At 60.3% G+C, this 22,662-nt stretch carries 19 protein-coding genes; 7 read left to right on the top strand and 12 right to left on the bottom strand.

The window, feature by feature from the left end; translation table 11 throughout:
• Nucleotides 1-2: 2 nt before the first annotated feature.
• Nucleotides 3-560 carry a LemA family protein gene (locus FIU90_RS08635; protein ID WP_234029466.1) on the bottom strand — a complete coding sequence of 186 codons (558 nt, stop codon included), beginning with the start codon at nt 558-560 and terminating at the stop codon, nt 3-5.
• Between the two features lie 87 nt (nt 561-647).
• On the opposite strand from FIU90_RS08635, the gene FIU90_RS08630 reads away from it, so the two are divergent.
• A complete protein-coding gene (locus FIU90_RS08630; RefSeq protein ID WP_152434374.1) occupies nt 648-1,682 on the top strand; it encodes a DUF3137 domain-containing protein in 1,035 nt (344 codons plus the stop codon).
• Here the strand turns inward: FIU90_RS08630 and FIU90_RS08625 are convergent.
• Complete coding sequence (locus FIU90_RS08625) at nt 1,679-2,869, bottom strand: carboxynorspermidine decarboxylase (RefSeq protein WP_152434373.1); 1,191 nt, start codon at nt 2,867-2,869, stop codon at nt 1,679-1,681. The two genes, FIU90_RS08630 and FIU90_RS08625, sit on opposite strands and share 4 nt — an antisense overlap.
• Nucleotides 2,869-4,080: a saccharopine dehydrogenase family protein gene (locus FIU90_RS08620; protein WP_152434372.1), complete on the bottom strand. Its 1,212-nt coding sequence runs from the start codon at nt 4,078-4,080 to the stop codon at nt 2,869-2,871. The genes FIU90_RS08625 and FIU90_RS08620 overlap by 1 nt, the downstream gene beginning before the upstream one ends.
• A 62-nt stretch (nt 4,081-4,142) precedes the next feature.
• Between FIU90_RS08620 and FIU90_RS08615 the strand changes: the two genes are divergently transcribed.
• The 3 genes from FIU90_RS08615 to FIU90_RS08605 all read left to right on the top strand — a co-directional run bounded on the left by FIU90_RS08615 (nt 4,143) and on the right by FIU90_RS08605 (nt 6,080).
• Complete coding sequence (locus FIU90_RS08615; RefSeq protein ID WP_152434371.1) at nt 4,143-5,090, top strand: threonine/serine dehydratase; 948 nt, start codon at nt 4,143-4,145, stop codon at nt 5,088-5,090.
• A 71-nt stretch (nt 5,091-5,161) separates the two neighbouring features.
• Nucleotides 5,162-5,614 (top strand): MAPEG family protein, encoded by a 453-nt coding sequence (locus FIU90_RS08610; protein ID WP_152434370.1) that lies wholly within the window; start codon nt 5,162-5,164, stop codon nt 5,612-5,614.
• A gap of 19 nt (nt 5,615-5,633) precedes the next feature.
• A complete protein-coding gene (locus tag FIU90_RS08605; RefSeq protein WP_152435773.1) occupies nt 5,634-6,080 on the top strand; it encodes an MAPEG family protein in 447 nt (148 codons plus the stop codon).
• Nucleotides 6,081-6,100: 20 nt separating this feature from the next.
• Here FIU90_RS08605 and trxB read toward each other — a convergent pair whose 3' ends face one another.
• Together trxB and FIU90_RS08595 are read right to left on the bottom strand one after the other, a co-directional pair.
• Nucleotides 6,101-7,075, bottom strand: a complete 975-nt coding sequence (trxB, locus tag FIU90_RS08600; protein WP_152434369.1) for a thioredoxin-disulfide reductase — start codon at nt 7,073-7,075, stop codon at nt 6,101-6,103.
• 80 nt (nt 7,076-7,155) lie between these two features.
• The gene (locus tag FIU90_RS08595; protein WP_152434368.1) at nt 7,156-7,953 is read right to left on the bottom strand and encodes a tyrosine-protein phosphatase; all 798 of its coding nucleotides are present in this window, start codon (nt 7,951-7,953) and stop codon (nt 7,156-7,158) included.
• 162 nt (nt 7,954-8,115) lie between these two features.
• Between FIU90_RS08595 and FIU90_RS08590 the strand changes: the two genes are divergently transcribed.
• Nucleotides 8,116-8,571, top strand: a complete 456-nt coding sequence (locus FIU90_RS08590; protein WP_152434367.1) for a response regulator — start codon at nt 8,116-8,118, stop codon at nt 8,569-8,571.
• 3 nt (nt 8,572-8,574) lie between these two features.
• On the opposite strand, the gene FIU90_RS08585 is transcribed toward FIU90_RS08590, so the two are convergent.
• The 5 genes from FIU90_RS08585 to FIU90_RS08565 all read right to left on the bottom strand — a co-directional run bounded on the left by FIU90_RS08585 (nt 8,575) and on the right by FIU90_RS08565 (nt 14,222).
• Nucleotides 8,575-9,966 carry a trehalose-6-phosphate synthase gene (locus FIU90_RS08585; protein ID WP_152434366.1) on the bottom strand — a complete coding sequence of 464 codons (1,392 nt, stop codon included), beginning with the start codon at nt 9,964-9,966 and terminating at the stop codon, nt 8,575-8,577.
• A complete protein-coding gene (locus FIU90_RS08580; RefSeq protein WP_152434365.1) occupies nt 9,963-11,777 on the bottom strand; it encodes a glycoside hydrolase family 15 protein in 1,815 nt (604 codons plus the stop codon). Before FIU90_RS08580 ends, FIU90_RS08585 begins: the two co-directional genes overlap by 4 nt.
• Entirely contained in the window at nt 11,774-12,517 is a 744-nt protein-coding gene (otsB, locus tag FIU90_RS08575; RefSeq protein ID WP_172970223.1) for a trehalose-phosphatase, read from the bottom strand. Before otsB ends, FIU90_RS08580 begins: the two co-directional genes overlap by 4 nt.
• 71 nt (nt 12,518-12,588) lie before the next feature.
• Nucleotides 12,589-13,311, bottom strand: a complete 723-nt coding sequence (locus FIU90_RS08570) for a sulfotransferase (protein ID WP_234029465.1) — start codon at nt 13,309-13,311, stop codon at nt 12,589-12,591.
• Nucleotides 13,308-14,222: an aminotransferase class IV gene (locus FIU90_RS08565; RefSeq protein ID WP_152434363.1), complete on the bottom strand. Its 915-nt coding sequence runs from the start codon at nt 14,220-14,222 to the stop codon at nt 13,308-13,310. Before FIU90_RS08565 ends, FIU90_RS08570 begins: the two co-directional genes overlap by 4 nt.
• Before the next feature lie 292 nt (nt 14,223-14,514).
• Here FIU90_RS08565 and FIU90_RS08560 point away from each other — a divergent pair, with 292 nt between their 5' ends.
• The gene (locus tag FIU90_RS08560; protein WP_152434362.1) at nt 14,515-16,392 is read left to right on the top strand and encodes a DUF1800 family protein; all 1,878 of its coding nucleotides are present in this window, start codon (nt 14,515-14,517) and stop codon (nt 16,390-16,392) included.
• A 12-nt stretch (nt 16,393-16,404) separates the two neighbouring features.
• Nucleotides 16,405-17,826, top strand: coding sequence for a DUF1501 domain-containing protein (locus tag FIU90_RS08555; protein WP_152434361.1), 1,422 nt, complete (start codon nt 16,405-16,407; stop codon nt 17,824-17,826).
• A gap of 82 nt (nt 17,827-17,908) precedes the next feature.
• Here FIU90_RS08555 and FIU90_RS08550 read toward each other — a convergent pair whose 3' ends face one another.
• Together FIU90_RS08550 and FIU90_RS08545 are read right to left on the bottom strand one after the other, a co-directional pair.
• Nucleotides 17,909-18,973: a tetratricopeptide repeat protein gene (locus tag FIU90_RS08550; RefSeq protein WP_152434360.1), complete on the bottom strand. Its 1,065-nt coding sequence runs from the start codon at nt 18,971-18,973 to the stop codon at nt 17,909-17,911.
• Nucleotides 18,974-19,045: 72 nt separating this feature from the next.
• Nucleotides 19,046-22,126 carry a S8 family serine peptidase gene (locus FIU90_RS08545; RefSeq protein ID WP_152434359.1) on the bottom strand — a complete coding sequence of 1,027 codons (3,081 nt, stop codon included), beginning with the start codon at nt 22,124-22,126 and terminating at the stop codon, nt 19,046-19,048.
• Between the last annotated feature and the right edge of the window lie 536 nt (nt 22,127-22,662).

Raw genomic sequence — 22,662 nt, 5'->3', positions numbered from 1 at the left:
TATCAGAATGCGACTGCAGGCGCTTGGTCGACGGTGCCCTTTTCGCTGTCGTCGAGACGGTGGAAATCCGCCTCGCTGAAACCAAGCGCGCTCGCAAACAGGACCGCGGGGAATGCTTCACGTGCGGTGTTGAAGCGGGCAACTGCAGCGTTCAACGCGCGTCGAGCGGCAGCCAGTTTGTCTTCGACGTCCGCAAGCTCACGCTGAAGCTCCTGGAAGTTCGCCGACGCTTTGAGATCGGGGTAAGCCTCTCCGAGCGCCAGAAGGTTGTCCAACGCGATTTTGAGCTGCTGCTCGTCTCCCGAAGACGGGCTGCCCTTGGCGGCATTATTGCGCGCCTGGATCACCGCTTCGAGCGTCGCGGCCTCGTGTCCCGCATAGCCCTTCACCGTTTCGACGAGGTTCGGAATCAGGTCGTGCCTCTGGCGAAGCTGGGCATCGATATCGGCGACACCTTGATGTACATTCTGACGAAGTCCGACCAAGTTGTTGTAAATAAAGATAATTAGCACTGCGATCAATACGAGTGCCGCGATGACGATCCAGACGAACATTCCCATTCCAGCCCCCTCCTAATGCAGGCAACGATATAATAACCTCAATTGGTTAAAGGATCACATAGGGTTATACGAAGGGCGGGCGAAGTTATGCACGCGGACGTACAGGGATTGATGCAAGGGGATCTTGGCGATTGGCTCGCCGAGCAATCGACCATGCGCGATGAGGCCAGGGAAAAGGCCTATTCCCGGTGGACGTGGGGCGCCGCTTTCCTGCTCCCCGCCCTCGCCTTCCTTTGGTTCATCCCGTACTCGCTGGGCGATTTCAAATTCTGGATCAGCGCCTTCGCCATCGGCGGTGTCGGTGCATGGGGTTATGTTCCGATCAGCGAGGCGAAGAAAGCCATCAAGGTCGGCATCAATTCGGCGATCGCACGCAGCTTGGGCATCGAGTACTCGCACGATGTCGAGCCTGGTCAGGAATTCGAGGCGTGCTGCCAATACGGCCTGGTGCCGTCATTCGACCGATCGGATTTCGAAGACCGCTGGTTCGGCTATCTCGAAGGACACGGCTTCGAACTCTACGAAGGCCATCTCGAAGAACGGCGCGGCTCGGGCAAGAACCGCCGCTGGGTGACGGTATTCCGCGGCGCGGTCATCAACATGGAATTTGGCCGCCCATTTCATTCTACCACGCTTCTCCAGCGCGCAGGCAAGCACAAGAAGTGGTTCGGGCTCGGCGGCCGCAAGGACAGCGTCAAATTCGACGGACACGAACTTGCCTATGTCGACCAAGTGCACCCTGCCTTCGAGGACGTGTTCGAAGTCTGGAGCGATGACCAGGTCGAGGCGCGCGTGCTCGTCCACCCGACCTATGTCGAGCACCTGCTCGCGCTCGAGAAGGCATTTAACGGCGAGGCTGTGCGTGCGCTCTTCACAAAGGGCGCCGTCGTAGTCGCGGTAGAGAGCGGCAACCTGTTCGAAAGTGGAGCGCTGAACGCGGAGGGCGACGAAGAGCGCGTGGCAGAGGCTGCGGCGCAGTTCGGTGCGCTTGCCGAACTTGCGCTCGCGATCAACCAGAATGAGCGTGGTCGGGTGATGGTAGACCGCGAGCGGGAGATAACCACAGGCGACCGCAGGCGCGTGCGCCGTCAGGCGGGCGGCTTCGGGCGCAAGAACGCCTAGCTAAGCCTGTCGCGGAAATCCTCGTAGTCGAAACGCTTCACGCATTCGAGCGCGTCCGTATCGCTGTCCCACAGCCAGATGCTGGGCAGCTGGACGCCGTTGAACGTATTGGTCTTTACCATCGAATAATGCGCCTGGTCGAGAAAGGCGAAACGCGCGCCCGGCTCTGCGGGTACGGGCAGACGATAGTCGCCTATCACGTCACCCGCGAGGCACGATGGCCCGCCTAGGCGGATCGGAATGCTATCGTCCTGCAATTCGCCGAGCATGGCCGGGCGGTAAGGCGCCTCAAGCACGTCCGGCATGTGGCAGGTTGCGCTGACATCGGTGATCCCGATCGGCACCTCGTTGAAACCCGTATCCAGCAATGTTCCCACAAGAATGCCGGCATCGAGCGCGACCGCCTCTCCCGGCTCGATGATGATTTCCGCGCCCGTATCCGCAGCCGCATCTCGCAGGAATTGCACCAGCTCGTCGCGCTCGTAATCGGCGCGGGTGATATGGTGTCCGCCGCCCATATTGATCCATTTGAGCTGCCCGAACCACGGCTCGATCGCATCGAACACGCGGTCCCAGGTGCGCTGGAGCGGCTCGAAGGTCTGCTCGCACAGATTGTGGAAGTGAATGCCCTCGACGCCCTCCATCGCCTCCTCGTCGAGCTGGTCGATCGGAAAGCCCAGCCGCGAGCCGGGGGCGGACGGATCGTATTTGGGGGTTTCGCCGGTCGGCACCATCGGATTGATGCGCAGCCCTACCGATACATCCCCGCCGGTGACCGCCGCATTGTCGAGGATAAGCGCCGCGCGCTTCAGCTGGCCGGGCGAATTGAAGATCACGTGATCGGAAAGGCGGCAGATCTCGTCCAGTTCTTCAGGCTTGAACGCAGCAGAGTAGGTCGCGATCTCGCCATCGTAAAACTCGCTCGCCAGCCGCGCCTCCCACAGCCCGCTCGCGCATACGCCGTCGAGATATTCGCCGATGATGTGGGCGGTGGACCACATCGAAAACGCCTTGAGCGCGGCGAACACCTTGATGCTGCCCCCGTCACTCGCGGCCTGGTCGCGAATGTCGGCGAGGATCCGGCAATTGGCGCGCAGCTTCGCCGCATCGACTACGAAGGCAGGGCTGTCGACGCGGGAGAGGTCAAAATGGGCAAAGGCGCCCGGATCGCCGGCTTTAGTTTCCATCAGAACCCGACCGGCCCATCCAGCTCCTTCACCTGCCATGCCAGGCCGTGCTCGTTCAGCATCTCCATGAAGGGGTCGGGGTCCATCTGTTCCATGTTGAACACGCCCTCACCCTTCCAGATGCCCTGCACCATCAGCGCGCTGCCGATCATCGCAGGCACGCCGGTGGTGTAGCTCACCGCCTGGTTGCCGGTCTCCTCGTAAGCCGCCTCGTGGCTGCAGATATTGTTGATGTAAAAGGTCTTTTCGCCCGATCCGTCGAGCGCCTCGCCGGTCGCGATCACGCCGATATTGGTGTTGCCCTTGGTCTTTTCGCCCAAAGTTTCAGGCTTGGGCAGCACCGCGGCGAGGAATTGCAGCGGGATGATCTCCTTGCCCTGGAAGCGGACCGGATCGATCCGCGTCATCCCGACATTCTCCAGCACGGTGAGGTGTTTGATATATTCATCGCCGAATGTCATCCAGAACCGCGCACGCTCCAGCTCGGGAATGAACTTGGCGAGACTTTCGAGCTCCTCGTGATACATCAGATAAGCGTTTCGCTTGCCCACCGCTTCGAAATCGAACTCGGTCTTCACCTGCATCGCAGGCGTTTCAACCCATTCGCCATTCTCCCAGTGCCGTGCGGGCGCGGTCACTTCGCGGATATTGATCTCGGGGTTGAAATTGGTTGCGAAATGCTGGCCGTGATCGCCGCCATTGCAATCGAGGATGTCGAGCTGGCGGATCGTCTTGAGCTTGTGCTTCTTGAGCCACATCGTGAAGACGGATGTCACGCCCGGATCGAAGCCCGAACCGAGCAGCGCCATCAGCCCGGCTTCCTTGAACCGGTCGTGATAGGCCCACTGCCACTTGTATTCGAATTTCGCTTCGTCCTTGGGTTCGTAATTGGCGGTGTCGAGATAGTTCACGCCCGCCTCCAGGCAGGCATCCATGATCGGCAAATCCTGATAGGGGAGCGCGAGATTGACGACGAGGCTGGGCTGCGTTTTCCTGATGAGGTTGACCATCGCCGGGACTTCTTCGGCGTCGATCTCGTAGGTTTTCAGATCCTCACCGGTGCGCTCTTTCACACTGGCCGCGATCGCATCGCATTTCGACTTGGTCCGGCTGGCGAGGTGGATTTCGGGAAAAATATCGGCGTTCATCGCCATCTTGTGCACGCAAACCGAGCTGACGCCGCCCGCGCCGATTACCAGAACTGTCGACATTTCCGTCACCTTTCAAATTCGATTCTTGCGCTGCCTCTAGTGCAATGCGTTAAGGCGGACAAATGATCCATGACGCAACGAGAAAGCCGACCCGTGAGGGTGTCATCGCAGCTCTGGAAAGCCTGGGCGACATCCCCCTGCCCCCGACGCCGCTGTTGCCGACCGAGATCCGCGGAGTGCTTGTTCATGTGAAGTGCGAGAACCTCCAGCCGATCGGTGCATTCAAGATCAGGGGCGCGTGGTGGCGGCTGAACAATCTCGAAGGCGATCATGCGGTCGCCGTCTCCAGCGGCAACCATGCGCAGGGCGTCGCATTCGCGGCCAAGCAACTTGGGCTGAAGGCAACTATCGTGATGCCGCGCGATGCGCCCAGGGTGAAACTCGACAACACCCGCGCACTGGGTGCCGAAGTGGTCCTGTACAGGCGACCGGGCGAGGACCGCGACGCTGTGGCGGCGAAGATCATCGAAGAGCAGGGCGGAACCTTGGTGCACGCATTTGGTGATCCTTGGGTGATGGAAGGCCAGGGCACAGCAGGTCTCGAGGCTGCGCACCAGCTGGGCCGCGAGCCATCGCGCATCATCACGTGCTGCGGTGGAGGCGGGCTCGCAGTCGGTCTATCGCTTGCCTGTCCTTCAGCAGCGATCAACGTGGTTGAACCCGAAGGCTGGGACATGGTCGGGCAAGCGCTTGCGAGGGGAGAATTGGTCCACGCTTCCGACAACCCGCCCAAAACGATTTGCGACGCGCTGCAACCAACTGTGACCAAGCAGCTCAATCTCGATTTGCTCGCAGGCCGCGCCGAGCCGGGCGTGACCGTAACCGACGAAGAGGTGCGCAATGCGCAGCGCTGGGCCTATGCGAACCTTCGCATGGTAGTCGAACCAGGGGGTGCGGCGGCTCTCGCAGCAGCGCTCGCCGGCAAGGCCCCGATCGATAAAGATACGGTCATAATGATCACCGGAGGAAACGCCGACCCAGCGAGATTTGCAGAGACAATCGCCGGATAATCGGTTGCATTTGACAATGCTCTCTCGCTCTCGCAGGAAAGCACGCGAAGAGAAGAGAGGGGATCGCTTTCATGCAAGCGCAAATGCTCGCGCCCGCCGCCGTTTTGGTGGTCTGGACGCTCATCGTGTTGCTCTGGATCATTCCGGCGCGCTTCGGTGCCATCGCCAAAGTGGAAGACAAGTCAGTCCTTCCGAAGAAGCAAGGTTTGCGCGGCAATGATCTGGAAGGGGTGATACCGGACAAGGCAAACTGGCCAGCACACAACCATACCCACCTGCATGAGCAACCGACGCTCTTCTACGCAGTGGTCGTCATGCTAGCGATCGTAGGTCCGACCGGTTTCGATATCATGCTGGCGTGGCTGTATGCCGGAATGAGGATCATTCACTCACTATGGCAAATCCTCGCAAACAAGGTGCCGGTGCGCTTCCTGCTGTTCCTGGCATCGTCACTGGTGCTGATCGTCCTTGCAATCCGTGCACTTATGGCGACCGCCTTCGCCGATCCGACCGCGATATACTGAGGAGATACGAGACATGCCGATGAACGGAACCGACATTCTCCAGCCGACCGTCGCACTGATGATCTGGACGATGGTGATGTGGGCGTGGATGTATGCAACCCGCATCCCCGCCATGAGCAAATCGCCTGATATCGCCGCGCCGATGCAACTGGTCGGCACAACCGGATCGGAACTGCGCAACAAGCTGCCCGAAAAAGTCAATTGGAAGGCGGACAACTACAACCATCTGCACGAGCAGCCGACTGTTTTCTACGCAGTGGCAATTACACTCGCAGTGCTCGATCAGGGCGGCGGAATGAACGCGTTTCTTGCGTGGATCTATGTCGGCCTGAGGGTCGCGCACAGCCTCGTTCAGGCGACCGCGAACCGGGTGATGGTGCGCTTTGTCCTGTTCGCGCTGTCAAGCCTGGTGCTGATCGCGCTGATCTTCCACGCAGCGATTTTCGTCTATGACATTCACCTGTAAGGCGGCGAACGGGCGGCGGATTATTCCGCCGCCTGCGCTTCCATTTCGCGCGCTTCTTCCAGCGTCGCGAGGAAGCGCTCTCCATCGAGCGCGGCCATGCAGCCCATGCCCGCAGCGGTCACCGCCTGGCGGTAAACATGATCTGTCACGTCGCCAGCCGCAAATACGCCCGGAATGCTCGTCTTCGGAGTGCCGGGTTCGGTCAGCAGGTAGCCGCCATCATCCATCGGCAGCTTGCCTTTGAAGAGTTCGGTTGCCGGCGCATGTCCGATTGCAACGAATGCTCCGTCCGCCTTCAGCGTTGAGCTCTCTCCGGTCTGTGTATCCTTCAGCACGAGATGGTCGAGCGAGCCATCCTCCCCAGCCTCGAAGCTCTCGACTGTCTTGTTCCAGAGCGTCGAGATTTTCGGGTTCTTGAGCAAACGCTCCTGCAGGATCTTTTCCGCGCGCAGTTCGTCGCGGCGGTGGATCAGAGTCACGTCGTCGGAGTGGTTGGTCAGGTACAGCGCCTCTTCGACCGCAGTGTTGCCGCCGCCGATCACCGCGACCTTCTTGCCACGATAAAAAAAGCCATCGCAGGTCGCGCAGGCAGAAACACCCTTGCCGCCCAGCTCCTGTTCGCCCGGAACGCCCAACCATTTCGCCTGTGCGCCGGTGCAGATCACCAAGGTATCGCCGATATATTCATCGCCGCTATCGCCGATCGCGCGGAATGGAGGTCCGCCTTCCAGATCGACCGAGACGATCGTGTCCCACATCATGCGCGTACCGACATGCTCGGCCTGCTTTTGCATCTGCTCCATCAGCCATGGCCCCTGGATAACCTCTGCAAAGCCGGGGTAGTTCTCGACATCAGTGGTGATCGTCAGTTGTCCGCCAGGCTGGAGGCCCTGCACCACGATGGGCTCGAGCATGGCTCGAGCCGCGTAAATCGCGGCGGAATATCCAGCCGGGCCGGAGCCGATGATGAGCATCTTGGTGCGATGGGTAGCCATGTCTTCATATTCCTGTTGATTGCGCCCATCGACTTAGGCGCTTCGATGCCGCGCTTCAATTCGCGCGCACAAGGATTGTCTTACGCATCCACAAGCTGGGCTTTGATCGCCTCGCGCTTTGCAGCATCGACGCCCAAGTGCTGTTCGAGATACATATCGGTCGATCCGAAGCGCTCTTTAACAGATCTCCGGGCCGCTTCGAGAAATGCGGCGTCCACACCCATTAGCACACGCAATGCAGCCTCATCCTTCGCGCCGTATTTGCCATCCATCAGTGCCATGCCGTGCGCGATCCGTTCTTCGTTACGCGGCGAGTGATTGGTGAGAAGGTAATCATGCATCGCATCGTCGGGATGGACTCCGAGCAGATGATGGAGCAGATCGACTGCGATCCCTGTGCGATCCTTACCCGCCGCACAATGAACGAGACTGGCACCCTCGCCGCTCGCGAGCGCTTCGAAAAATCGCCGCAGCACCCAGTTCAACCCCTCGCGATCGGGCAGCCGACCGTATAGCTCGACCATGGCGCGGTGTGCCTCGTTCGCATCCACACCCCCGCTCGCTGCCTCCTCGTGCGGCGCGAGCGAGAGGCCGGCCGTTTCGCCGTCGTAGTAGAGCACCTCAGCGTCAAAATCGTCCGCTCTCCTGCATGAGTGTTTCGCGCGCTCGCTGTTTCCGCGCAAATCGATGACATGTCGCAGATTGAGGCTCGAAACAGTCGCGAGATCATCCTCGCTCGCATCGGCGTGGTGGCCCGAACGAAAAAGCAGGCCGGTTTTCACCCGTCCACCGCCACCGACTGCATAGCCGCCATAGTCGCGCAGGTTGTGGATCGCCTTTGTGCCGAGGAAGGGGCTGGTATCGGGCTCTCGAATCATCGCGCGCGACAATGGCAGCGCAGAACCGGCCGCACAACGCCCGCTGGCTGGCGCACCGACCTAAGTATTCTACCCGAGGGCCGATCAAGGATCGGTTTGGTAACGAAGCCGGTAACCAAGTCAGCGCGAGTTCAACCGAGGATAGCAACGGGAAGTAGAATCATGGCCTTCATCCTCATCGCCGACGATGACGAGCTGATAGCCGAAATGGCGAGCGAGGTCCTTATAGATGCGGGCCATGCCAGCGGCTGGGTGACGAGCGGTGAAGACGCGTGGGCGTTGATGAAGAACCGGCGCCCGGACCTGCTCCTGCTCGATCAGGATATGCCCGGTATCACCGGCGTAAACCTGCTGCGCAAACTGCGCGGCTCGTCTGAATTTTACGACCTGCCGGTCATCATGTTCACGGCGATGAGCGGTGCAGAAGATGAAAACCGGGCGATCTACGCCGGGGCGCAAGACTATATCCGCAAACCTTTCACGCCTAGAGCGCTGGTGGACAAGATCGCGCGTACGCTCGCCAAGCGCGGTCAATCGCATATCGATTTGCGGGACAGGCTTGCACGCGACAGCGGCTTTCTGCGTCAATCCGAAGCAATGGCGCGCCGGATCATCTAGCAGCTATACGTTGGCGAGGTCGCCGCAGAACTGCTTCGTCCAGGCCTGCACATTGTCGTCACGGATCGTCACGATCATGTTTTCGTAGCGCTGCTTGCGTTCTTCCACCGGCATGTCGAGCGCCGACTGGATCGCACGGGCCAGCGCATCGGGGCTGTGCGGGTTGACGAGCACTGCACCCTTCCCGTCGCAATCCAGTTGATGCGCAGCACCCGCGAATTCGGACAGGATCAGCACGCCCGGATCGTCGGGCTCCTGCGCTGCGACATACTCCTTCGCGACCAGGTTCATCCCGTCGCGCAAAGGAGTAACCAGCCCGATTTTCGACGCGCGGAAGAATCCGAAAAGCTCGGCATGGCTGTAGCCGCGGTTCACATAACGGATCGGGACGATGTCGACCTCTGAGCGCGCGCCGTTGATCTGCCCCGTCTTCTGCTCGAGCACGTTGCGAATTTTCTGGTAGCTCTCGACATCCTCGCGGCTCGGCGGAGCGATCTGGATGAAGACTAGGTCGCGAGTACGATCGGGATTTTGATCGAAGAAGCGACCGATACCGTCGATCCTTTCTGGCAGGCCCTTGGAATAGTCGAGCCGGTCGACGCCGATCATCGCCGTCCGGTGGCGTGTCGAGGCCAGCAACCTTTGGCATGCCTGGCGCGCTTCGCCTGTGTCGCCCTGCGCCTGAAAATGCTCCCAGTCGATCCCGATCGGATAGGCACGCGCAACGGTCGTGTTGCCCTTGTGCGTGATCTTCCCGCTGTCCTTGTCCACTTCTGCGCCGAGCTCATTCTCGCAATAGTGAAAGAAGCTGCCGAGCCACTCTTCGGTCTGAAATCCGATCAGGTTGTAATCCAGCAAGGTTTCCACGAGCCGCTCATGGAACGGCAGCGATGTAAGAAGGCGCGTCGGTGGCCACGGGATATGGAGAAAGAATCCAATCCGGTTTTTCGCACCCTTCTCGCGCAACCGGTTGCCGAGCGGGATGAGATGATAGTCGTGCACCCACACGAGGTCATCTTCTTCGATCAAAGGCATAACGCTATCGGCAAACCGATCGTTCACGCGCTCGTAGCCTCTGCCGGTCTCGTTCTCGAATTCGGCAAGGTCGATGCGGTAGTGGAACAGCGGCCATAGCGTCGAATTGGCATAGCCGTTGTAATATTCGTCGACGTCGCGGGTGGAGAGATCGATCGTCGCCGTTGTCACACCGTCATGGCGCTGGAGGTTCATATTGCCGGTGCGGTCTTCGCTTTCCTGCCCCGACCATCCAAACCAGAGCCCGCCATAATCCTTGAGCGCGGCGTTTAGCGCACCTGCCAATCCGCCTTGCGCACCGGCAACCCCTCGCGCCTTTGGCACGGCAACGCGGTTGGAAATGACCACAAGTCGGCTCATCGCACGTCACTCCACAACTTGGACAGCAGACCTGCGCAGTTGATCACTCCTACCAGCGAGTATGTCTGCGGGAAGTTCCCCCAAAGCTCACCGGTTTCATAATCGAGATCCTCAGACAACAGTCCCGACCCCGTTGTGTGGCTTAACATCGTTTCAAAAAGTGTTCGCGCCTCGTCATCGCGTCCGGCGAGATGCAGCGCCTCGATCAGCCAGAAGGTGCAAACGTTAAAGGCCGTTTCGGGCGCTCCAAAATCGTCTTCCGCAGCGTAGCGCAGCATGTGGTCGCCGCGCCGCAGGTGCTTTTCGACGGCGGCGAAGGTTTGCTTGAAACGCTCGTTCTCGGGCGAAAGAAAGCGCAGTTCGACCATCTGCAGAAGGCTCGCATCGAGATAGTCGCTCTCGAAGCTCGCGCCGTAATGGCCTGCCCCAAGGTCATTGGCGCCGTTTTCTTTCCAGGCCTCCGCTTCAATCTTGTCGCGAATGCTGTCGGCCCGTTCGCGCCAGACCTTTGCGCGGTCTTCTTTACCAAGATGCGTCGCAGTGGTGGCCAAGCGATCACAGGCCGCCCAACTCATGACAGCCGAATAAGTGTGAACCTCCTCGCGGGTTCTGAACTCCCAAAGCCCCGCATCGGGCTGGTCATGCATCGCCCAGGCCATTCTTCCGACCTGCTCAAGGCTTTCGAAATCGCGATCGTCGGCCGGGCGTAAAAGGCGCTTGTCGAAAAAACTCTGCACGCTCGGCAGCACGATCTGACCATAGCAATCGTGTTGGATTTGCTTGTACGCGGCATTGCCGCGCCGCACCGGACCCATGCCGCGATAGCCTGCGAGGTAGCTCGCGGTCGTTTCGTCGAGCTCGCTTTCCCCCATCACCGAGTAGAGAGGCTGAATCTGCCCGCCCCGTGCGCTGTCTACGATATTGCGGAGATATTTGAGATATTTCTCCATCACATCGAGCGCGCCAAGCCGGTTCAGCGCCTGAATTGTGTAATAGGAATCGCGGATCCAGCAGTAGCGGTAATCCCAATTGCGCTCCGAATTCGCGGCCTCGGGGATCGAGGTGGTGAGCGCGGCGACTATCGCGCCGGTTTCTTCGTGCTGGCAGAGCTTCAGCGTAATGGCGCAGCGGATCACCTCGTCCTGCCATTCGAAAGGGATGTGCAGACCCCTCACCCATTGCTGCCAATATCTACGGCTGCGCTGCTCCATTGCGCGCAGTTCCTCGCGGACATTGCCGACGAAAGGCTCGTCCGGACCAAGGAAGAAGTGCGTGTCTTCCTCGATCCGGAAAGTGCGCCCTTCCAGCACGTAGCCGACCGGCGCATCGGTCGAGAGGCGCAGCGCCTGCGGACCGACGAGATATCGCACGTGATTGGTGCCGTTGGTCGTCTCGGCGAGGCTCGCACCGTAATTCTTAGTCGGCTTGAGCACGACGCGGACGCGCGGATTGCCAGCGATGGGCCTGACGATCCGGACATAAGCGACCGGACGATACATGCGGCCCGATCGTTCGTAGCGCGGACAAAAATCGAGTATCTCGACGGCACTCCCGTCGTTCGCCTCGAGAGTTGTGACGAGGTGCGGCGTGTTGCGGATATATTCCTGCTTCGCGTAACTCTGTCCCTCCAGCTCGAACCGCCAGATGCCCGCATCGCGCTGATCGCCATTAAGGAGCGAGGAGAAAACCGGATCGCCATCGACCCTTGGGACGCAACCCCAAACCAGTGCACCCTCCTGGTCGATCAGCCCGGACACCTGGCAATTGCCGATCGGCCAGAGTTCAAGATTGGGCGTCGGCGTATCGCTCATAAATCCAGCCATTCGTGCACTGCGGTGACGTTTTCCAAGAGGAAATGCGCACGTGTCTCGGCGCGTTCCCCGACGATTATTCCGGCTCCGCCGAATTGTTCGCAGGCGGCAAAGCCTGCTTCATCGGTCAGGTCGTCACCGATGAAGAAAGGGCGCGCGCCCGCAAACGGCGCTTCCTGCATGAATGCATGCACGGCGGCGCCCTTGTTTGCGGACTTTTCTACTATCTCGACAACACATTTCCCGCTTTGTGCAGCCCACCCATGCTGCCCGGCCAGTTCTTGAGCGAAAGCGTGCGCTTCGGGGCCAGCATCGGGGTTCGATCTGTAGTGGAGCGCGCCGCCATGGGGCTTTTCCTCGTAATCCAGCGAATTTTCATCGGCATAGGACCTGAGTCGCCTCTCTATCTCGCCAGGCAGGCTCTGAGCCCCTTCGCCCAAGGGTGTACCATCTCCGAGCCGCATATCGGAACCGTGCGAACCGGCCCCGGCAACGGAAAGCGGCCCGATATGCTTTTCTATATCCGAAAGACCTCGTCCGCTCACGACTGCGCAACGACCTTCGAGGCGACTTGAAAGCGAAGAGAGGCGCTCGTTCAAATCGGCTCGCGGTTCGATGCCGTCAGGACCGGAGGCAAGTTCCACAAGCGTTCCATCGAAGTCGAGGAACAGCGCCACCGGTCCCCGATCGATCAGCGTTTGCAAGGCAGGCGGTGGACCGAGGACGGAGCTGAATGCCATGGATTCCGGCATAGAGCGTAAGGTCACCGCGTCAACAAGCCTCGTCCGGCGCAAATTCGTATGCGTTGACCCTAGATCGCGTGAGCCTTCAAAGCCTCGTAATCCGCTCGGCATTGCTCTGCGACATCGGCATATACTCCGCCGAGTTCGGGCAGCGGCCCCGGCGCGGGCCCGAACCCGGTCGAGGCGTTGACCTTGTCATACCAGTGGGTGCCCCAGATGCCGTCCTCGGAATGCGGCCCTTTTTTCCACGCGAGCATGGCAGGGTCCCATGCGATTCCGATGGCCTTGCACAGCCGGGCGAGCACCCCAGCAGGGTCGGCGAGAATGTCGTCGGAATCGACGACCGGCGGCGCAATGCCCGTCCGTTCCGCCTCTAACTCGAAATACTCGCGCAGCTTAGCAAAGCCGAGCATCTCCGCCGTGCGCAATTCATTCTTGTTGCGATAACTGGCGACCACCCGCTCGGGCGCGCGGATCAGGAAGGCGTGCCGGTGCTCGGGAAAGTCGCGTATGTCTACCGGGCCGATCATGTGATGCGGCATGTGCTTTTGATACCAGACCGGCTTTCCGCCCGGTGCCTCGCCGGAGTGCGTGCGTGTAACGCTCTGCCAATCGCAGTCCATGTCGGCAATCGTTTCCGCCGCCAGCGGGTGCGGCTCGCCGCTTTCCTTGAGAAACGCGCCGTAAAATGGCTCGTCAGCCACAGCACAATCGGACCGCGCGCCGAAGCTGCGCATCATCGCAGTCGAGATGTTTCGCGGCCCGGACCACATGGCGATGCGAATGGTCACGAAACGTCCCGGTCCATGAGGTTGCGATAAAGCCCCTGCAGGCGCTCGACCATCGGCCCACGGCCGTCCGTCAGGTGCCGCCCATCGACTTCAGTGACTGGCACTACACCGGCGAAGGTGCCAGTCACAAACGCCTCCTCAGCACCATACACATCGGTGAGCGAGAAATTCTTCTCGAACACCGGGATGCCAGCCTCACGGCAGACCCGGATCACATTCGAGCGGGTAATCCCGCCCAGGCAATAATCGCCGCTCGAAGTCCACACCTCTCCCTTTCTCACGATGAAGAAATGCGTCGAATTGCAGGTTGCGACAAAACCGTGCGGGTCGAGCATCAGTGCTTCGTCCGCACCTGCTTCGGTCGCCTGAATGCAGGCGGTGATGCAGTTGAGCTTGGAATGCGAATTGAGCTTCTGGTCCTGCACCGCAGGATCGCCGCGCCGCACATGCACGGTGAACAGGCGTATCCCTGTTTCGATCGTCGAAGGAAGCGGCGTCTTGTATTCCGGGATTATGACAATGGTTGCGGAGGAAATCACGACACGCGGATCTTGATACGGGGTCGAGCGAATGCCGCGCGTCACCATCACCCGGATATGCACGCCCTCCTCATCGCGCATGGAATTGCCGTCGATCGTCTGATCGAGACGCCTCATCAGTTCCTCTCGCGTCAATCCGATATCCATCGCAATCGCTTTTGCGCCTTCGTACAGGCGATCGAGGTGTGCCTCGAGAAATGCAAACTTGCCGCGATGCAGCCGCAATCCCTCCCAAACACCGTCGCCGAGCATGAAGCCGCTGTCGAAAACGGACACGCTTGCTTCTGCGCGAGGCACCAGCTTTCCATTCACACTGATCAGAATGCTTTCGTTGCGCGGATCGGGCGCGAAATCATGGGTCCCTTTGGCCATTGCGCCTTGTTTAAGCGGTCATCGCGCGCTGGCAAGTCCGGGCCGCGCCCTGCGGCGAGCAAAGCTAACTCCCGCTTACTTCTCGGTTCGTCGCCAAACCGAGTCGGATTGCCGCTTTGAACGCGCGCGATCGAACGAATGACTTAACGTCGGGCCCCGGGAGCAAAGACGGGGTCTCGGCGGGATTCACGAAGGATCTCGGGGTTATTCACCATGACCTTCTATCCTTCGTTCAGCCTTTTCGGGAACCTTTGCGCTCTGACGGGACGCAAAGCGAAAAGGGGTCGCGCGAGTGACATTCAGTGATACGGGCGCCGCCCAAAAGCGCCGTAGCGAGCTTGCAGGCAGCAAGCCCGACAGGGGCGAATTCGAGAAGTCATCGGCCCATGTGAAGCCATCTTCATCCGATGAAGGCTCCGCCATCGCCGCTCGCGCGGTCGGCGTCAGCGCGCTTGCGGTCGCGACCGCTGCGTGCGGCGGCGGTGGAGGCAGCGGCGGCGCACCTCCCACTGGCGGAGGCGGCACACCGGCCCCCTCGCCAACCCCGGTAGTCGTCAAGCCTGCCGATGACGCAGCGGCAGCCCGGTTCCTCCTCCAAGCTTCGTTTGCCGCCAGCACCGGCGCAATATCGCAACTTCGCAACGAGGGTTACGAGCCCTGGCTCGACCGGCAAATGAGCGCAAGCAACAGCCAGAGCGCTCGCCAGTTCTTTGCGAGCCGCGGTTATGACCAGGTCGACACAAATCGCCACTACAACAGCTCGCGCACGGGCGACTATATGATCTGGTCCCAACTGCTCACTGAAGGGAACAGCCTGCGCAAACGGTTCGCGTTGGCCTTGTCCGAGTTCTTCGTCGTCTCGCTCAACAGCATAAACCTTACGTGGCGCAGCCCCGCGATCGGCGAATACTGGGATATCCTCAACCGCAATGCGTTCGGCAGCTATCGCACCCTTATCGAAGAGATCACGCTCAACCCGGCAATGGGCGTCTTCCTCAATACGCGCGGCAATCGCAAGGCCGATCCAAACACCGGCCGGGTCCCGGACGAGAATTATGGCCGCGAGATCATGCAGCTGTTTTCGATCGGTCTGTTCGAGCTCAATCCAGACGGCACTCGCCGGCTTTCGGGCGGTAATCCGATCGAAACTTATGACAATAACGATGTAACCGGCATCGCGAAGGTCTTCACCGGCTATGATTACGACTATACCGGGATTGGCTTTACGACCGAGATCGGCAGCACCCGGCAGATTCCCGATGCCGCCTACGCTCGAAATCCGATGACTGCTGACCCGTCACGCTGGCGTTTCCCACGCTCAACCGGATTCCATTCGGACGATGAAAAGAGCTTTCTTGGCCTGACCATACCTGCGGGCACGAACGCTGCAGACAGCCTGAAAATGGCTCTCGACCACCTGACCGATCATCCCAATGTTGGACCGTTCTTTGCCAAGCAGATGATCCAGCGGCTGGTGACCAGCAATCCCTCGCCGACCTACGTCCAACGCGTCGCGTCGGTATTCGCAAACAATGGCCGTGGCCAGCGCGGTGATCTCGGCGCCGTGTTCAAGGCGATTTTGCTGGATGACGAGGCACTAGATCCCGCCAACGCATCCAATCCCGAGTTCGGCAAGCTGCGCGAGCCGATGCTGCGCTTCATCCAGCTGGGGCGCACGTTCGGCGCAAGCTCGTCCAGTGGAAACTGGGAAATTCGCAACCTCTCGGATCCCGCCACCTATCTCGGTCAATCGCCCCTCAGGTCGCCATCGGTCTTCAACTTCTTCAGGCCGGGCTACATCCCGTCCGGAACACAGACGGCGGACAGAGGCCTCGTCGCGCCCGAGTTTCAACTCGTCAACGAAACCTCGGTTGCAGGCTATGTGAACTTCGTGGAGCGCGCGGTCGACACCAGCGTCTGGTACCTCGACGACCTCGAGCTCGACTACACGGCCGAGATCGCACTTGCCGACGATGCGCCAGCATTGCTCGACCGTCTCGACCTGATCCTCACCGCCAACCAACTCGGCCAGACGACCCGCGACACGATCCTGTCCGCGATGCAGTCGGTCAATGTCACGGCCTCGAGCAGCCAGGAAGACAAGCTGCGCCGCGTCCATATCGGCGTGGCGTTGATCATGTCTTCGACCGACTACCTGGTCCAGAAATAGGGGCGCAGCACGATGTTCATCGGAAAAGATCTCGAAATTTCTCGCCGCGCCTTCATCCGGCGCTCCAGCCAACTCGCGGCAATGGGAGCAGCCTCATCCTACGCGCTCGGCCTGGCCGGGATCGGGGAAGCTGCCGCATTCTCGACCGGCGGCGATTACAAGGCGCTGGTTTGCGTTTTCCTTTATGGCGGCAATGACCACGGCAATACTCTCATCCCGTTCGATGCGACCAATTATGCCCGCTATTCGGCTATCCGCGGCGGAAATGGCGAGGCTGGCGGCGGCATTGCCCTGCCCCGCGCTTCGCTCGCAAACACCGTTCTGCAGGCACCGCAGGGTCAGACGCTGACCGACGATATGACGCTGGCATTGGCTCCAACGATGCCGCGGCTGAAATCATTGTACGATCAGGGAGCGATGGCGCCGGTGCTCAATGTCGGTCCGCTGCTCGCCCCGCTTACCCGCGCGCAATATGACAACGGCAGCGTTCCTCGCCCGGCCAAGCTGTTTTCGCACAATGACCAGCAATCGACCTGGCAGAGTTCGCAGCCGGAAGGGTCGCCAAGCGGTTGGGGCGGAAGAATGGGCGACCTTGCCCTTTCGTCCAACACCAACTCGATGTTTACGGCCATCAACGCCTCGGGCAACGCTGTTTTCCTGAGCGGCGAGACCGCCGTGCCGTACCAGGTCTCCCCCAACGGGGCGACCCTGTTCCGGCCCCTGCGCCGCAACCGCCTTTACGGTTCGAGCGAAGCTGCGAGCGCGCTCGATACGATCCTGCGCAGCGGGTCGGGCAATGTCTTTGCCGCAGATCACGCCACCACCAACGCGCGCTCGATCGAATACGGCACCTTCGTCAACAACGCGCTCGAGAATGCCAATCTCGGCACGACCTTCCCCGAAGGCAACGGGCTGGCTGCGCAATTGCAGGCCGTCGCCCGGCTCATCTCCGCGCGGCAGTCTCTCGGCGTAACGCGGCAGGTCTTCCTCGTCGCGACCGGCGGGTTCGACAACCACGACGGGCTGATCGGAACGCACGAAGCGCTGCTCGGCGGAGTCGATGCTGCGCTCGACGCATTCTACCGGGCGACGGTCGAGATGGGGATCGCCGATAAGGTCACGACCTTTACCGCGTCCGATTTCGGGCGCACGCTTGCCTCGAATGGCGATGGTTCGGACCATGGCTGGGGCAGCTACCATTTCGTCATGGGCGGAGATGTTGCCGGTGGGCGCTTCTATGGCCGAGCTCCGCACGTCTCGGTCGATACGGCCGATCAGGTAGGCCGCGGGCGGTTGCTGCCGGACATTTCGGTCGATGAATACTCGGCGACACTCGCGCGCTGGTTCGGTGTCTCGAACAGCGAACTTCCGACGATCGCGCCCAATATCGGCCGTTTCGCCACAAGCGACCTCGGCTTCATGAATCCGATTTGAAACAAAAAAGGAGCGGTCGCTCTCGCAGACCGCTCCATTCCTGAGCGCCGATAGGATCGGGTCCAATCCTTCGTGCGTTGGCTCAGCTCTCGTTCTTGATCTTCTTTGTCTGGCTCTCGAGGCGATCCAGTGCCGCAGAATGCTTGGCCGCTAGATCGCTCTTGCCCTTCTCGGCGAATATCTTGGCAGCCGCACCATGAAAGTCGCGGAACAGCGTGGTCGTCGCTTCGATTCGCTGGTCGGCGAAGGTGAGGCTGATGTAATCGTCGGCTTTGTCGATGTTGCCGCGTCCCAGTTCGATCTGGGCCAGCACACCGTAAACGAACGGCTTCCACCCCTCGGCATGCTCTTTGGCAAGGCCGAGCGCCTTGACCGCAATCGTCTCGGCCTCGTCCCCGTCACCCTGCAGATGGAGTGCCGATGCAAGGTTGGTGAGGATGCGTGCCTCGAGGATCGGGCTCTTCATCTTCCGGGCGATTTCGAGCGCCCTGATGAATTCCGCTTCGGCTTCGGCGTAACGACCCAGGCCGCGCAGCGCATTGCCGATGTTGTTGTGTGCCGAGAGCGAGAGGATCGCATCGTCGGTAAACACCTCGGCAGCCTTGCGATAATACTTGAGGACCTGCTCGAAGTCACCGGCACGTGAATAGAGCGAACCGATATTCTGCAGGACGATCGCCTGGCTGCGTGTGTCGCCGAGCTTCTCGTAGCGTTCCTGGGCGCGCAGGAAGTAATCGAGTGCGTCATCCGAATTTCCAGCGCGGCCTTCGAGCGAAGCCGCCGAGCGCAGGAGATCGGCATAGACCTTGTCGCCCGACCAGGACTTCTCCGCTTCGACGAGCGCCGGGCGAATGACCTTGGCAGCCTCGTCAGGCCGGTTGAGGCGCATCAGCGCTTCTCCTTCGAGCCAGTTGGCGATCAGGCGATCTTTCAGCTCAGGCATCGTTTCGCCCTCGATGAAGTGCCGGGCGCCTCGGGCCAGGTCCAGGGCTGCGGTCGGATTCTGGACCATCAGCGTTTTCGCCTTGGCGATGTTGGATTGGTAAGCATCGACCGGCATTTCGACATTTGCCGTTGCAGGTGCAGCTACCGCGAGGAGCGGGATTGCTGCGACGGGTGCAAGTGCTTTGATTGCTCCCTTGATCATATTTAGTCCCCTGCTTTCCTTATTCTTTCTGGAAGGCCGCTTAAGAGCCTGCCGATTGATCCCAATTGGCTCTTAGAACCGCAGTCCGAAGTTGGCGCCGATCATGAAGCTTTCGTCATCGCCTTCGGTGCCGCTTGAGATGTAGCGTGTGACAAGTCCGAACTCGCTCGTCTCGGTGACCGGGGTCGCGTAGACGATCTCTGCGGTGTTGCGGCGCTTGGTCGTGATCCCGATGGTCTGGGTCACGAGGCCGCGCTCGCCGGTGACACGGTCGACCACCTGCTCGCTGGTAAGTTCCAGCTCGCCGCGCTCGATATTGAGCGGCTGGCCGACAGAGACGCGAAGCACGTCCTTCTCACCCATCACCCCGCGCTTGTTCACCGAGAACTGGCCCGCGGTGCTCAGCGCGCGGGTCGAGGTTGCGAGCAGCTGGCCGCCTGCCACATCGGTCGCACCGCCGGTGGCCGACAGGTCGAACGAGAGGCCATCGCCCATGTCGAGCGAGGCGGTGAGCGTGACAGCGTCGGTCACCGAACCGTTGCCGAGCAGTGCATCGACGCCGGTTTGCGAGCCGAGGATCGCATCCTTCTCATCGAGGCGGGTCCACTGGGCACCGAGGGTAAAGCCCTTGGCAACCTGCTGTTCGAGACCGACGGTGATGGCTTCGGCTTCGCGCGCACCCAGCTGGCGCTGGATCGTGCGATCGAGTTCGGAGGCGCCTTCGAGATCTTCGTAGTCCTCGCGGTCCTTGCTGTAGCCGAAGCTCAGCGTGGTGGCGTCTGCCAGCTTGTAGGAAGCCCCTGCGAACACTTCACCCGAAGCAAAGCCCAGGACCGGGTTCACGCCGCCGGTGGCATAATCGTGATCGCTCATGATCCCGAACTCGCCGCCCGAAAGCGCCAGCGCGCCCTGGCCGTGACCCAGCGTGAACGACATCTGCCCGTTCGGCGTGGTCAGCGTGGCGGCGTTATGCACCGGACGCATCGCGCCGTCCTGCGTGAAGCGCGGAGCGATCGCATCATAGCGCATCGTCCACTGCCCTCTGGTCTCACCCGTGTTCGAACGGATCTGCGAGACGCCAAGCGTGCCGTCGCCATCGCTGTCAGCGCCGTTCGAAAGCAGCCAGTTGGCAAAGCGATCCGAGACAAAGTCCTGCATCCGCTGCCAGCCATGGCCGAGAACGTTGGAGGAGGTACCGTACTGGAGCGTCGACATCGGGATAGTGAAGTCGCGATAGGTGCCGCCGATATTCTCGAAAGCGGTGAAGTACACCCCATTGGTTTCCCACCAGGCCGGAACACCGCCATTCAGCAATTCTGTAGCCGAAACAACCTGCTGACTTGCAGTGTTGCTATAGAGATAGAACTGCAGCGCGTTGAAATCGAGCGGCGACTGCGAAGCAGCCACATCGAGCAGGCCGTGACCGTAAACCGGATCCACACCAGGCGCACCCAAATCCTTGGCAGAGCGGAAGATGATCTCCGCCGTTTCCGACTGGTGACGCACCAGCCAGGGCCAACGATCGTGGAGGAGGCCAACCGCACCCGACACCAACGGTGCCGAGAACGACGTACCCGACATGCGGGTCGTGCCACCCTGTCCGTCGGAAACGAGGATCAGCGAGCCCGGCGCGACAACGAAGCGGTTGTAGAGCTCGTTACCTGCGTGGCAAACACCATTGTCCAGCAGGCACGCGTTGCCCGGACGGTTCGAGAAGCTCGAAATCTGTCCGTTGGGATCGACCGAGCCGACCAGGATGATGTTGGCGTTCTTGGTGAAATCCCAATCGAGATCCGCCGTCTGTGTGACACCGTCGTTACCCGCGGCGATCACGTAGATCGTCTCCTTGTGCCACGCCGATATGCTAGGCGTGTCGAGCACGTCTACCATGCCTTGCGACAGCGCCCAGCCGCTCTGGCCGAGCGAAAGGTTGATGATGCTGGCATAGCCGGTCTCGTTTCCACCGACATACTTGTAGATGAGACGCTGCACGCCCTGGCGGACGCTGTCCCACGTAGCTGTGTTGGTCGCATCGAACGGGTTGTAGGTCGCAATCTTGACCTTCGGCGCGATGCCCATGACACCGTTACCGTCGTGTGCACCTGCAATGAGGCTTGCAACGCCAACACCGTGGCCACCAACGGTCGTCGTGCCGCCACCTGCGTAAACAACGTTATTGCCAAGGTCGGCGTCGGAAGCAAAGCTGCCGTCGACAATGCCGATCACGGTTTGCTTGCCTTCGCCCTGGATCTGCGTGATCGAGGGCGTCCAGTTGATCGTGCCCATCCAGTGATCGACGTGATCGATACCGGCATAACTCATGACAGTGTCATGCCAATCCAGGAAGAACGCAGCGCGCTCCGCATCGGTAAGGTTGCCGAGCGACTGTGCATTCAGCAGGTTGATACCGTGACGGGCGAAGACTTCGTCCGCCTTCACCTGCGAGAAACCCGCTGCACCATACTCGGCAATCGCGTTGCTGGTCAGGACCTGAAGGTTGACGGCGACGCTGGCGTAATCAGCGAGAAGCTGGCTCTTGCCCTGTTCGATCTCCCAGCTGTTGTTGATCGAGCCGATCAGCTGGCTGTTGGTGTTCCAGAAGGCGCCGATCGCGGCGAGCTTCGTCTGGTCGAAAGCAACGATGTCGCCATAGAAAGCGTCGATGTCGCCCCAGAACGCATCAATGTCACCGTAGAACGGGCTTATATCGCCATAAAACGCATCGATGTCGCCGTAGAACGGGTTGATGTCGCCCCAGAACGCATCGATGTCGCCATAGAAGGCAACGATGTCGCCATAGAACGCGTCGATATCGCCATAATGTGCGCTAACACTGCGAGCCGTCACGACACGGTCGCTCGACGCAAAGTCGGCGGGTGCCGTAACCGGAGCAGGAAGCGTAAGCAGCCCTTCGGTCGGCTCCAATGCATACGCGTCTGCTGTGAGCGCCTGCGAGAAGGCCGGCTCGATCGTGGCGGCCTTGGCAGGCTCGTTCACGATGCCGGGCATTTCCAGCACGTTCTCGAACGCGATGGTCTGCGCGTTCTCGTTTGCCTCACTCACGACGTGCGGCGCAGCCTCTTTCGCATGCGCCGTACTGGCGAGCGAAATGGCAACTGCAAAGGTCGCTGTGCTGATAGACAATGACTTCATGGCTTCAATCCGTTTTGCGTGGGTGCTGGGTGCACCAATCACGCCTTGGGTATAGCCGTGAAGGTCATGGGTTTGAGTTGAGTGGAATGGTTAAAATGATAAGAAATGTGGACCTTTCGTAAATGTTGACGTCAGTAGTCACAGGCCAACCGAACGGCGAAATCGCGCTGACCTCGTGTCTTAATTTTGGGTGAACACGTGCGAATGTCCGGCGAGCCGGCTGATATGTTTATTGCGGAACTTTTCATACTTGGGTCGTGGAATTCCGTGCGATCCACCCGATTCGCAGACCTGGGCTGGTGCTCAGAACCGGCGAATTGGTTCACGTTGCGCAATGCCGGCGCGGCATGCAGATCTTCACTGAAAGTCGCAGCTGTCCATTGCGTATTCGTCCGGGCTAGATTTCGACCGGCGCTGGCTGCTCGCGGGAAGCCCCTTGGCTGCATCCTTCCATCTCCTGCAACGGTTACGGCATCAAAACATCTAACATTAAGTCGAGAAATATGTTTCAAGCATCTGAAATTCTGTTGAATTTT

It is taken from the genome of Erythrobacter sp. THAF29 (assembly GCF_009363635.1).
Taxonomy (GTDB): Bacteria; Pseudomonadota; Alphaproteobacteria; order Sphingomonadales; family Sphingomonadaceae; genus Erythrobacter.
The sequence above is the reverse complement of the archived record's forward strand: the minus strand, read 5'-3'. Positions and strand labels throughout refer to the sequence as shown.

Bases quoted from the DNA above. Each gene is read 5' to 3' on its own strand.
- FIU90_RS08615 (WP_152434371.1), top strand. From the start codon at position 4,143: ATGATCCATGACGCAACGAGAAAGCCGACCCGTGAGGGTGTCATCGCA.
- FIU90_RS08635 (WP_234029466.1), bottom strand. From the start codon at position 560: ATGGGAATGTTCGTCTGGATCGTCATCGCGGCACTCGTATTGATCGCA.
- FIU90_RS08555 (WP_152434361.1), top strand. From the start codon at position 16,405: ATGTTCATCGGAAAAGATCTCGAAATTTCTCGCCGCGCCTTCATCCGG.
- FIU90_RS08620 (WP_152434372.1), bottom strand. From the start codon at position 4,080: ATGTCGACAGTTCTGGTAATCGGCGCGGGCGGCGTCAGCTCGGTTTGC.
- FIU90_RS08590 (WP_152434367.1), top strand. From the start codon at position 8,116: ATGGCCTTCATCCTCATCGCCGACGATGACGAGCTGATAGCCGAAATG.
- FIU90_RS08565 (WP_152434363.1), bottom strand. From the start codon at position 14,222: ATGGCCAAAGGGACCCATGATTTCGCGCCCGATCCGCGCAACGAAAGC.
- trxB (WP_152434369.1), bottom strand. From the start codon at position 7,075: ATGGCTACCCATCGCACCAAGATGCTCATCATCGGCTCCGGCCCGGCT.
- FIU90_RS08630 (WP_152434374.1), top strand. From the start codon at position 648: ATGCACGCGGACGTACAGGGATTGATGCAAGGGGATCTTGGCGATTGG.
- FIU90_RS08545 (WP_152434359.1), bottom strand. From the start codon at position 22,126: ATGAAGTCATTGTCTATCAGCACAGCGACCTTTGCAGTTGCCATTTCG.
- FIU90_RS08595 (WP_152434368.1), bottom strand. From the start codon at position 7,953: ATGATTCGAGAGCCCGATACCAGCCCCTTCCTCGGCACAAAGGCGATC.
- FIU90_RS08625 (WP_152434373.1), bottom strand. From the start codon at position 2,869: ATGGAAACTAAAGCCGGCGATCCGGGCGCCTTTGCCCATTTTGACCTC.
- FIU90_RS08550 (WP_152434360.1), bottom strand. From the start codon at position 18,973: ATGATCAAGGGAGCAATCAAAGCACTTGCACCCGTCGCAGCAATCCCG.
- FIU90_RS08605 (WP_152435773.1), top strand. From the start codon at position 5,634: ATGAACGGAACCGACATTCTCCAGCCGACCGTCGCACTGATGATCTGG.
- FIU90_RS08610 (WP_152434370.1), top strand. From the start codon at position 5,162: ATGCAAGCGCAAATGCTCGCGCCCGCCGCCGTTTTGGTGGTCTGGACG.
- FIU90_RS08580 (WP_152434365.1), bottom strand. From the start codon at position 11,777: ATGAGCGATACGCCGACGCCCAATCTTGAACTCTGGCCGATCGGCAAT.
- otsB (WP_172970223.1), bottom strand. From the start codon at position 12,517: ATGGCATTCAGCTCCGTCCTCGGTCCACCGCCTGCCTTGCAAACGCTG.
- FIU90_RS08585 (WP_152434366.1), bottom strand. From the start codon at position 9,966: ATGAGCCGACTTGTGGTCATTTCCAACCGCGTTGCCGTGCCAAAGGCG.